The sequence below is a fragment of the Frankia sp. Allo2 genome, assembly GCF_000733325.1.
Taxonomy (GTDB): Bacteria; Actinomycetota; Actinomycetes; order Frankiales; family Frankiaceae; genus Frankia; species Frankia casuarinae.
The window spans coordinates 25190-37496 of sequence record NZ_JPHT01000030.1 but is presented as its reverse complement, the minus strand read 5'-3'; the positions used below and the strand labels follow the sequence as shown (position 1 = coordinate 37496).

The window sequence follows — 12307 nt, the reverse complement described above, 5'->3', positions numbered from 1 at the left end:
TCATGCATATGGAGCAGCCCGCTGAGGGATTCGAGACCATCGCGATCCATGCCGGCCAGGAGCCCGATCCCGTCACGGGAGCGGTGGTGACGCCGATCCACCAGTCCTCGACGTTCGCCCAGGATGGCGTGGGTGGGCTTCGGAGCGGTTACGAGTACAGTCGTTCGGCGAATCCGACCCGTACCGCGCTGGAGACCTGCCTCGCCGCACTGGAACGCGGGACGGTCGGCCTCGCTTTCTCCTCCGGCATGGCGGCGGCGGACGCCCTGCTGCGAACCGTCTGCCGGCCCGGAGACCACGTCATCATCCCGGCGGACGCCTATGGCGGCACCTACCGGCTCATCGCCCGGGTGCTCGCCGACTGGGGCGTCGACCACACCAGCATCGATCTCACCGACCTCGATGCGGTGCGAGTCGCGATCCGTCCGGGCACCACGCGACTGGTGTGGTGCGAAACCCCGACCAATCCCATGCTGTCCATCGCCGACATCGTCGCTCTCTCGTCGCTGGCGCATGACGCGGGGGCGCTGCTGACGGTCGACAACACGTTCGCTTCGCCCTACCTGCAGCAGCCACTGACCCTGGGGGCGGACGCGGTGGTGCATTCCACGACGAAGTATCTCGGTGGCCACAGCGATGTCGTCGGCGGCGCGCTCGTGGTCGGCGATCCGGACCTGGGCGCCCGGCTACGGTTCCTGCAGAACGCGGCCGGCGCCGTCGCCGGCCCCTTCGACAGCTGGCTGGTACTGCGCGGTGTCAAGACGCTCCCCGTTCGGATGGACCGGCACTGCGACAACGCTCGGCGTATCGCGGCCGAGCTCGCCACGCACCCCGCTGTCGGGGCCGTCCGCTACCCGGGTTCGACCGGCCATGCGGGTCACGACATCGCCGCGAAGCAAATGCGCGACTTCGGGGGAATGGTCTCGTTCACCCTTCGGGCCGGCCCCCAGGCGGCCGTGGCGGCATGTGGCCGGACCAGGCTGTTCACTCTCGCCGAGTCGTTGGGTGGGGTGGAATCCCTGATCGAACATCCGGCGAGCATGACCCATGCCTCGGTGGAGGGCTCGCCGCTCGCGGTACCCGCGGACCTCGTTCGGCTCTCGGTCGGGATCGAATCAGTGGACGACCTCGTCGCCGATCTGCACCAGGCGCTGCGCGGGCTTTCCGACGGATCCGCGTAGCCCGGCCCCGGTTTCGGGAGTGGTGGCTTCTGGCGCACGCGTCCGGTACGGAAGGGCGAACCAGCGAAAAAAGTCCAAACCTTAACCCGCGGCGGCGACATAGCGCCCCGTACCCGGTTACCGTGACCTTACTGTGTCGAGACCCTCGGGCGGAGAACAGCAATGGTTGCGCGTGCGCATACGCCGGACATGTGCCCAGTCCGCCAGGTCGCGATCGTCAGGAGTACCACATGGACGCATCGACGGACCGCCGAACGATCCTTACCACGAGCGCGCTACTCGGTGTCCTCGGAGCCGCCGAGGCGGTCGACATGACATCCTCGGCGATGGACAGCCGCGCAGCGCTACACCAGGTCGAGGCCGGTCTGGAGTCCCTCGCCCGCCGCTGGGAGACCACCGCGCCGGCCGACTTGGTCGAGCGCCTCGCGACGCTGGAGCACCATGCGCGGACGATCGGCCGATGGCGGTTGGGCTCAGCCCTGCGCCGGGACTGGATACGAGCGCATGGCCGGATTCTTCTCATGACCTCCGTGGCACAGGGTGACAACGGCATGGCCAGGCCGGCCACAGTCTCGGCGCGGGCGGCGCTCGTCCTCGCGAAACATGTAGGAGACGCGACGACCGCCGCCCACGCCGGAGTCGTGTTGGCTGAACTCGCCGCTTATTCCTTCCAGAGCACCCGCGACGGGTTGGCGCTGGCGCGGGCGGCCCAGGCCACGGCACCACACGCGCACACCGCGGTCCTGGCGATGACCACCGAGGCGCACATCATGGCCGCGTGCCACCTGCCTACCGACGATATCGTCGCCGTGCTGCGCTCAGCGGGATCGGTCGCGGCAAAGCTCCCGGCAGGTGCGGTGGGTTACAGCCTGGACGGTATCCATCCTGGGTATCTGCCGACATTCGGCGGTGCGGCACTCGTCGCCGCCGGCGCATTGGACGAGGGAAATGAGCGGCTGAGCGAGGCAGCCGAACTGTTCGACCGTTCCCGGGCGTCCGGTGCTCTCGCCGCCGTCCGCCTTTACCAGGCATCCGCGGCGATGCGCGCACGCGAGCTGGACAAGGCCGAGATCCTCGCGACCAGAGCGCTCGCCGCATCCGCCGTGCGGCCGAGCAGCTGGCTGTCGAACGGAATCCTCTTTCTCGCCGAACGCGCCCGCAGCCAGGGCGCGGACTGGTCCGGACTCGTCATCCAGGCCCAGGAGTGGTCCCCGCTCTGATCGCGTCGTTGACGTCCGGGGGCGGTCACGACGTCATCTGCCGGCACGCCCCCGGCGCCGGGGCCTTCCACCGGGATACCGGCGCACGGCGCCCGATCAGCCATGCCAGCCCTGGCCACAACAGCCCTGGCCACAACACCGCCGGCCGTGAGGACCCCGGCCGTGAGGACGCGGCGTCGAGCCCAGGGACGCACACCGGCGCGGAGTCCATGCAGCAGCAGCAGGCCAGCAACAACCATAATCAGAACAACCAACGGCGACAAGATGTTGGAATAATGCAGTTCATTCGACGGGTTAAGATTTACGGATTTCTGTAGGGCAGTGTTCGAGGCGATCGGCAGCGGCGGCGGTGTCGCCTGAGCGAGAACGGGATAAGGAATAGGCACGGCGGTACATTATCGGGTAGGCGACAATGCGAACCGGGCCGGTGGAGACAAAAGTGCTTCGGCTCGCCCCTCGGTCGTCGCCTTGGTCGCGGCCAGCCGCGCCGGTCCCACACCGGCGGGTTGAAACGCCGGACCCGCTCAGGGATCCGCGCACATCGCGGCATCAGCCTGTTGCTTGGAGCCGAACAGATCGGGAATCACCACAATCGGTCCGGGAGCCGTCGCCGGGCCGCAGTCGTCGCCCCGGCCGTCCGCCCTGCCGCCCCCCGTCGGACCGGCCTGTGCGGGCGGTCCGGGATCGACCGACCCGCCCGCGGGCGCGGGGAGCAGTCCGCCGGACGGCCGCGCTTCCGACGGGTTCGACGACGGACGCGGCGCGGTCCGGCGGCTGGGCACCGAAGGGAGCAGTCTCCTGTCCCCCGGATCGGGTCCGAAGGCATCCGCCCGATCCGATGCGACGGGTGGAACCAATGACACCCGCCGCCCGCCGTCGGCCGACGGCGGGCGCGTGGGCGAAGACGGGGGCCGTGATTCGACGAAAGGTGCGGTCGGGCCCCCGGCGGAATCCGGATCGCCTGAAGGGGCGACGAGGCGTGGCAACGTCCGTGCTCCGTCCGTTCCCGGGACGCCGGGAACGGGGTGGACGGGGTCGGGGTAGGTGGACCGGGTGGGGAAGGACGATCGGCTCTGCTCGCGGCGGCCCGCCCACCGGTCGTCGTCCCGATCGTCATCAGTCCTGGCCCGGACGAGCCGATCGGACGACGGTCGATCGGCCTGGATCAGCACGTCGCCCGGGGTGGGCCCGCCGGGCGCGGCGAGCCCGAAGGCGATGACCGCGACCGTGAATCCAGCCGCCGCGACCGCGCCGCTTCGCCGCCGGTCCAGAATTCCGGCCCAGCCGACCCGCCCACGCAGGATGCCTGTGACACCGATCAGCATCACCATCACCGCAAGCAGAGCGATGATCATCGCAACCGCCGCCATCGGGGCCCCCAGGTCTCAGCATCAGCACGAGAACCCGAACCGTAACTCACTGAAAGTAACGAGACGAATACCAGAACGTCGTGTCGCCCTCCGTGTACCCGGAAAAGCGCGGCAGCCGACAACCTCGAGCGAGAACGATCATCCGTCCGCCGGCCCGGCGGCGACAGCCGGCCGGGCCGAGCCGACCGGCTGCCCGGTCGCCCTGGGCGAGCCCTCGTTCGTGCGCGGCGGAGCGGACGGCGACCCCGCCCCGCTCGCCGACGGTCCACTCGCCGGCCTAGAGACGGACCGATCCCCCGGTTCCCTCGGTTGCCGCGATGCCCCCGCGCCACGACCCGTATCACTCGATCCAGGTGATCCGGGTGAGGGGCGACCGCCGTCGCGTGGTGTCGGGGCCGCGCTCTCGGCTCCTCGGTCGGACCCGGCATGTCGGTCGGACCCGGCATGGTCGCGCCCGGCATGGTCGCGCCCGTCGGACTTCTGACCGGCGGTTCCGCGACCGCCAGCGGTTCCCCGGTCGTCCCCGGCGGTTCCCCGGTCGTCCCCGGCGGTTCCCCGGTCGTCCCCGGCGGTTCCCCGGTCGTCCCCGGCGGTTCCCCGGTCGTCCGGGCGGGTGTCGGGCCGACCATGCGCCGGCGGCGGGGTTCCCGTCGGCCGGGTTCCCGGCGGCGACGTCCCCGCCGGCGACGTCCCCGGCGAGGACGTAGCAGACGGCAGCGTCGGCGCCGGCGACGTCTCCACCGGCAACGTCCCTAGCTGCAACGTCCCCGACGACCGGCTGTCCGCGGGCGACGCCCACGGCGGCCAGGTGTCCCATGTGGGAGGACGCGACTGCTGGGGTCCGCCGCGGTCATCGGACGGCGCCGGACGACGTGCGGCCCTGTCCGCAGCCAGGTCCCGATCCGCGTCGGTGTCCGCGGGCAACGTGGACCCGGGCTCGACGGACGTCGCGGATAGCACTGAAAGTGGCGATGCTGGCGTGGACGGTGATGGGGGAGTCGGTGCGGGCAGGACAGCCTGGCTCACGGGCAGGTCCGGATCGTTGCCGTCGCCGACCCCGACTCCTCGGGATGCGAGCAGCCCGAAAGCGACGAGCGCCGCGGATCCCGCACCGGCAACCGCGCCGGCCGTACGGCGGTTGGGGATCCACGCCCATTCCGCGCGTCCCCGCACCAGGCCGAGCGCGCCCGCGATCAATATCAGCCCGGCGACAGCCAAGCAGAAGAACACCATGGAACCCTCCAGGGCGCAGTCAGTCTCCACCCTAGGGGCACATCCCCCACCCGATGGCGCAGCATTGATTACGGAGAGTTTCTAGTACCTATCCGCCAAGGTCAGGAAACACCGAGCGAATCATCTCAGGCGCCCATCGGTGGAATTCTGCCGAGAATATTTGGCACATCAGCGGCATCGGGCAGGGTACCGAAGGCCAGTCCCCCCTCACCGGCGACTCTCGTGGCGCAGAACGCGTCGGCCACGGCGCTCGGGGCGTAGCGCACCAGCAAGGAGCCCTGCAGGACGACGGCAAGTCGCTCAACGATGCGCCGGGCGGCGAACTCCGCGTCCTTGGACCGGTCCAGGACAGCGCGCAACCGGGCCCAGGCCGCGTCCAGCCTGCGGTCCGCGCCACGCGCCGCGTCGATCTCCGTGGCGAAGGCGGCGAAGCTGGCCGGTTCCCGGGTGAGCGCGCGCAGCACGTCGAGCGCGTTGACGTTGCCCGAGCCCTCCCAGATGCCGTTCAGCGGCGCCTCGCGGTAGAGCCTCGGCATCCCGGACTCCTCCACGTAGCCGTTGCCCCCCAGGCATTCGAGCGCCTCGGCGGCCAGCGCCGGGGAACGCTTGCACACCCAGTACTTCGCGACGGCGATCGCCAACCGTCCGAACGCCTGTTCCTGACGATCGCCACGGGCCGCCCGGTCGACCGCGCCCGCCACCCGGAGCACCAGGGTCGTCGCGGCCTCGGACTCCAGGGCGAGATCGGCGAGCACATTGCGCATCAACGGAGCATCGATGAGCGGTCTCCCGAACGCGCGTCGGTGACGCACGTGGTGGGCTGCCGCCATGACGGCCGCACGCATCCCCGCCGCCGAGCCGAGGCTGGAGTCGAGCCGGGTCATCGCCACCATCTCGATGATGGCCCGGACCCCTGCGCCCTCCTCGCCGACCAGCCAACCGACCGTGTCGTCGAACTCCGGCTCGCCGCTGGCGTTACTGCGATTACCGAGCTTGTCCTTCAGCCGCGCGATGCGAAAGGTGTTGCGGACGCCGTCCGGAAGCACCCGTGGCACCCAGAAGCAGGACAGGCCACCGGGGGCCTGGGCCAAGACCAGGAAGACGTCGTTCATCGGGGCGCTGGTGAACCACTTGTGCCCCCGCAGCCGATAGGTCCCGTCGCCCGCCGGCGTCGCCGTCGTCGTGTTGGCACGGACGTCCGAGCCACCCTGCTTCTCCGTCATGCCCATGCCCGCCAGCAGGCCGGCCTTGCCCTCGGGTGGGCGCAGACCCGGATCGTAGACGCGGCTGGTCAGCAACGGTTCGTAGCGGGCGGCGAGCTCCGGGGCGGCGCGCAGCGCCGGCACCACGGCGTAGGTCATCGACACCGGGCACAGATGGCCCTGCTCGACGGTGCCCCAGACCAGGATGTCCGCGGCGCGGGCGACATGGGCGCCGGGACGCGGGTCGGCCCACGGCGCCCCGGCCAAGCCCTCCCGTACCGCGACCTCCATCAGGGCATGCCAGGAGGGATGGAAGTCCACCTCGTCAACGCGAAACCCGTAACGATCATGAGTGCGCAGTTGCGGCGGGAACCTGTTCGCCTCGTCGGCCTGGCGGGCGGCCTCCTCGCTGCCGGCCAACCGACCGAGTCGGTGCAGATCGTCCATATGCCAGCCGGCCCCCTCCCGCGCGAGGGCCGCCAGCAGCGCCGGATCGGCCGCCGCATCGTGCCCCACGAGGGGCGGAGGCTGGTTCGTCACCTCATGGGTCCGGGACGAACACGTCCCGGGAACCGCCGTTGTCCGGTTGACGGTGGTCGGCGAGATCACCGGCCCTCCTCTCGGCCGGGCCGCACATCGGCCTCGACAGTGCCGCACATCGGCCTCGACAGTGCCGCACATCGGCCTCGGCCGGGCCGCACATCGGCCTCGACAGTGCCGCACATCGGCCTCGGCCGGGCCGCACATCGGCCTCGGCCGGGCCGCACATCGGCCTCGGCCGGGCCGCACATCGGCCTCGGCCGGGCCGCACATCGACAGTGCCGCACATGAGCCGAGCCGCGTCCGAGCACGGCCCGTCGGCACTGGTATGAAGCGTGCCACTCCTGGCCGCGTCGGACCAGTCGCATCGCGCGCTCTCGCCGGATCCACGGGCCGTGTACCCGGCGGGGCCGTGCGGATCACGGCCGCGCCGAAGAGGATCCGCTCCCGCGGCGAAGGCCCACGGCGGACCAGAAAAGATCCCTGCCGCCGGCCCCGAACAGGTGGGCTGTTCCCGGCCGGCGTCCGGCTATTGCGCCCAAAGATTTTTACACATTCGGCATCCAACGCCGGGACGATGTCGTCGCGCCCTGACGTCCGGGCACTAGGCCGGATCGAGAACCAGGTAAATCGACCGGTGGCCACGTCCGGGCGAAGAAATCCGCACGCTCCGGCCCACCCGAGGCGCGGTGAATCTCCGGACCGCCGTCCGGGCTAGAATGCCGTTTCCCGTTAAGCCAGCCACCGGCGGAACGGATCGGAAGCAGCCGACACACTGCTCGACCAAGCCGCCCCGCGCCCTCGCCGACGCCTCGACGAGGAGCCGGCGGGCAGGCAGGGACGGTCACGCGCTCTTATTCACCCGGCGGTCCCGCTGCCACGAAGCCCCGCCGGCTCGAGCAACGCACGCGGTGAGCAGATGATCATCTTCCGCGATACTCGATCGGGCTAGACCGGCCGGGTGTTACGGAGAGTATTGGATAACGCCGAAGGGAACGAGAAGCATGCGGGGACCGGTCGCGGGCGGTACCAACATCACAGCTCCCCAGCTCCAACCAACAGCACCCAGTGCTATACATAGCGTTATACGCAGTAACCCGTAGTCGAGTTGATGCCGCCCATCGACCGACCATCCAAGCCTTAAAGTATTCAGAGCGACACCTCTAGTAGTCGAATCATTCTCGCTCGGCAATCTCCTCCATCCCGCGAACGCGCCGGGTCACCCAGCCCAATACGCCGGTCCGTGTCGGCACAAGCGGTGGAGTTCTGTCACGGGCGGCGGCCGGTGAAACTCGTGGCACAGATACTCGTATGCTCACCCACTACCGGGATGATTCGACGGCACGGAAAACAGAAAGTCTTCACTCACGGTAAGATCCGTCGAGTCCGGGCACGGTTGTCGGACGGGGCATATAGATGATCAGAGGTGGCCGAATCGGTGGGCGGCAAGCGCCCGGGCGAGTCACGGCCGCAATCAGAACCTCGGCGGCCCGGGCCGGATCGCGACTCCGGCGGCGATTCATCCACCCGCTGATCGTCGGACTACTCACGGTTGCGGTCCTCGGTACCATGGCAATCTGGACGGGCTCCGATCTGCTGAGCCGGGAGAAGATCGACCGCCTCAACGAACGTTCCCAGCTGGTCAAGCGGCTCGCGCAGTGGGCGGCGATCGTCGATAACCCGGCGGCGATGCAGTCCGCGACCGATCGGACGCCCTTCCAGCCCGGTGACCCCCTGGGAAACGAAGCCCTGCTCCCGCAGCTCCAGATCGCTCACTCCGGCGATGTCATCCGGGTGGTTGCGCTGCTCGACACCGCGGGCCATACCACGGCCTCCTATCCACGGGGGAACTCCATAGTCCCCGCCGACCTGGGGCAGGCCTGGTCCGCTGCCTGGTCCGGGGTTCCCGCGGTGTCCCCCGTCTTCGCCCTCCACGATGGCCGCGTCAGAGCAACGGTGGTTCCCGTCGGCCGTCCGCGGCCCTGGGCCGTCCTGGTCGCCGTGTCCACCGAAGAGTCCAACCTCCAGTTCACCAACTGGATCACGGCCCTGCTCGGGGTCGGCCGGGGCAGCATGTCGACGGTCGGCCCGGACGGGGTACCGATCGCATCCACCGAGCCGGGCATGCTGGGTCGGCAGGTCCTCTCGACCGCCGATCTCTCCCGCTCCCACGCCCAGCGTGGTGGTGCGCGGATCTGGGAGACGACCGAGAACGGCAGGAGGATCACGAACATCACGGCGGTGCAGCCGACGACGGGGTACCTGACCTACTTCCGGCAGGCCACGGACTCGCTGAACGCCGACCTCCGGGCCCGACGGAACCAACGGAATCTGACGTTGCTGGCCTTCGCGCTGACGTCGGTCCTGAGCATCGTCTTCGTCGGCCTGCTGCGAGAGACGGCGGCTCGGCGCTCCCGGGCCGGGCTGTGCGCGTTGTTCGCGGCGGCCCATGACATCGTGCTGACAACCGACCTCACTGGACGACTCACGTTCATCAGCCCCGCGATCGTCCCGTTACTCGACCATTCCCAGGAAACCTGGCTCGGGCGCAAGGTCGCGGATCTGGTGCACCCGGACGACGCCCACCGGCTCGTACGATTGATCGAGAACCCCGCTGCCGGGTCCCTGCTCAACATTCGGATGACGGCGGCGAACGGCACATCCCGGTGGTTCGACGTCGCGACCCGCCACCTGTCCACCCGGGATGGATCCGGCGAAGTGCTGATCACCTGCCATGCGGTCGGTAAACGGAAGCAGTTGTTGGACCAGCTCGGCTATCAGGCGCGCCATGACGTACTCACCGGACTGTGTAACCGGACCGCCTTCGAGGAGCAGCTAGAGGATGCCCTCGCCGCGGCTGGGGGCGTCGCGGTCCTGTTCATCGACCTCGACAGCTTCAAGCCGGTCAACGACACCTTCGGCCACGCGGCCGGCGACCGGGTGCTGCAGGTCATCAGTGGACGGATCCGAACACTGCTGGGCCCCGACGATGTCGCCGGGAGATTCGGCGGCGACGAGTTCGGGGTCCTGCTGCTGCGCGCGAACGAAATCGCCGCTCGCACCATGGCCGGTCGGGTCATCCGCGCGGTACGGGAACCGATCCTCGTCGACGGCTACGAGGTCTGCGTCGCCGCAAGCGTCGGAGTAGCGCTGGCCGTCAGCCGGCCCAGCCATTCCGGGCGGCTGCTGCGCGCGGCCGACGAGGCCATGTACAAGGCCAAGCAGGCTGGTCCGGGACGATATGCCATGGCGGACCCCCCAGCGGCCGAGACCACCACGCTCAAGGCGCCCGCACCGTCCGCGTCTGTGCTCCTCGCCACCGACCGGATCATGCCGCGATCCCCGGTCACCCGACCGCGCTCGATGTCCTTCCCAGCCTTGCCCAGATCCCCAGGCCCGCCCAGATCCCCAGGCGCATCCGGATCGTCACCCGCGGGCCGGACCGGGCATCCGCTGTCTCCTCGACGCTGGCGGACAACCGTGCGCGAGCAGCTGGGGCGAGCCATCCCACTGCTCGTGCTGGGGACCGTCATCCTGGCCGCCACGGCGGTCACCCTGGAGATCGAGAATGCCAACCGGCGGCGAGACGAGGCCCAACACACCGCCGAGACCCACTCCCTCGTCCTCCGTCTGGCCGAGTATGTCGCGGACCTGGGTCAACCCGTGCGCCTGATCGACCCGATCTCCAGACTTCCCTGGTCGCTGACCGAACCCGCTGTCGACCAGCGGGTGCTGGCGTCGGTCTCCCGATCGGCGCTCGCGGGCCCCGACACCGTTCTGGCACTGGTCGATCTCGACGGCAGGCCGACGGCGGTCCAACCCACCGGCGCAACGATCCCGTTCCCCCCACGGGACCGGATCTGGGCTCTCGCCCGCACCAGCGGAATCAACATCCCTGTTTTCCACCTGGGCGATCGGGTTCGGGCGTACAGCATCGTGCCGATCGTGCGGGACGGACGCAGCGCCGCGTTTCTGGTCATGGGTAGACCGGGAGCCGGGATGCCGGGAGCCGAGATGGTCCGCGTTTTTGGCGGCGGGGGTACCGGGACGAGCGGCACCGGAGAGGACACCCGGATCGTCATCGTCGACGAGGCCGGGCGCATCGCCCTGTCCGACGATCCGTCCGCGGTCGGGATCGCCCTGATTGACGGCACGGAGCTGCGGTCAATCAAGCCAGGCCAGAGCCGGCAGGTGACGGTGCGCAACGGCGGCGGTCACGTCGCCGTCGCCGCCGCGATCCCCGGCCATCCCACGTNGGGATACCTCATCCTGCAACAGAACGGCCCGCTGCCGCGCGACCCGCGAGACAACCATGCCGTCGGCGATCTGCTGCTGCTCGGCATTGTGACCGTCACGTTCTCAGGCCTGACAAAAATGATCTTCCGGGGAGAGCAGGCGGTCCGGCGCGACCGGGCGCGGCTGCAGACCCTGCTGCACGAGTCGCACGACATCATCGTCAACCTGGACCGTGCGGGCCGGCCGACCTTCATCAGTTCGGCGGTCGAAAGCCTGCTCGGCTACCCGGTCAAGGCCATGATCGGGCTGCCGCTCATCGACCTGGTCCATCCCGAGGACCAGGCTGCGACGCGGGCCTTCCTCGCGGACCGGCAGCGTGGTGGACCGGGGTCCCTGCTGGACGTCCGCATGCAGACGGTTAACGGCGACCATCGCTGGTTCGACATCGAGGCCGGCGCCTGGCGGCCCGCGTCCGGGCCGGGCTGCTTCGACGGTGGTGTCCTGCTCACCTGCCACGAGATCAGCGAACGTCGTCAGTTGCAGGAGCAGCTACGGAAACGTGCCACCCACGACCCGTTGACCGGCCTGCCGAACAGGGCGGCGCTTACCGAATTCCTCGATCAACTGGCTCGGGAGCAGACTCCGTTCGCGGTTCTACTCATCGATCTGGATGACTTCAAACCGATCAACGACACGTTCGGTCACCAGGTGGGCGACGATGTGCTGTGCACGGTCGCCACTCGGTTGGCCGACGTCCTCGCCCCGGGCCCGTCGGTGGCCAGCGCGGGACCGGTCGAGCCGATCGGTCCCGCGCTGATAGATCCCGAGACGATCGATCCCGAGATGATCGATCCCGAGATGATCGGTCCCGAGATGATCGGTCCCGAGATGATCGGTCCCGAGATGATCCGACCGGAAGCACATGCTGGGCAGGCGTTCCGACTCGGCGGTGACGAGTTCGTCATTGTGCTGCCCGGGGCCGACCCCCTGACGATGCGCCAGACCGAGCAGCGGGTGCGCGAGTTCGTCGAGGCACCCCTCACCGTGGCCGGCAACACCCTTGTGGTCAAAGCAACGATCGGCCTGGCGTCCTCGCAGGCCGTCGGGGGCGCCGGCTCGCACAGTCCCGAGAGCGTGGTCCGGCACGCCGATACGGACATGTACGAGGCGAAGACGAGCGCCCGGGCCCGACGCTCCATCTCCCCCGCGGCGCGATGACCTCCGCTCTCCCGAGGCCCTCGGTCGCCCTGTCGACGTGCGCGGGATTGTCGCGCTTCACAGCCGGTGAGGTCGAAGTAACCGACACGTCGTCAGTACCCCCCGAC

General features: G+C 69.4%; 5 protein-coding genes. 3 read left to right on the top strand and 2 right to left on the bottom strand.

The window, feature by feature from the left end; translation table 11 throughout:
• Positions 1–2 precede the first annotated feature (2 nt).
• Together ALLO2_RS17685 and ALLO2_RS17680 are read left to right on the top strand one after the other, a co-directional pair.
• On the top strand, positions 3–1181 hold the full coding sequence (locus ALLO2_RS17685) for a cystathionine gamma-synthase (RefSeq protein ID WP_011434839.1): 1179 nt from the start codon (positions 3–5) through the stop codon (positions 1179–1181).
• Positions 1182–1411: 230 nt separating this feature from the next.
• Positions 1412–2401: a hypothetical protein gene (locus ALLO2_RS17680; RefSeq protein ID WP_023840845.1), complete on the top strand. Its 990-nt coding sequence runs from the start codon at positions 1412–1414 to the stop codon at positions 2399–2401.
• Between the two features lie 524 nt (positions 2402–2925).
• On the opposite strand, the gene ALLO2_RS25850 is transcribed toward ALLO2_RS17680, so the two are convergent.
• Positions 2926–3771 carry a hypothetical protein gene (locus tag ALLO2_RS25850; protein WP_023840846.1) on the bottom strand — a complete coding sequence of 282 codons (846 nt, stop codon included), beginning with the start codon at positions 3769–3771 and terminating at the stop codon, positions 2926–2928.
• Between the two features lie 1358 nt (positions 3772–5129).
• Positions 5130–6815, bottom strand: a complete 1686-nt coding sequence (locus ALLO2_RS17670) for an isovaleryl-CoA dehydrogenase (protein WP_011434834.1) — start codon at positions 6813–6815, stop codon at positions 5130–5132.
• Positions 6816–8315: 1500 nt separating this feature from the next.
• Here ALLO2_RS17670 and ALLO2_RS17665 point away from each other — a divergent pair.
• A complete protein-coding gene (locus tag ALLO2_RS17665) occupies positions 8316–12200 on the top strand; it encodes a diguanylate cyclase domain-containing protein (protein ID WP_232235171.1) in 3885 nt (1294 codons plus the stop codon).
• Positions 12201–12307: the final 107 nt, after the last annotated feature.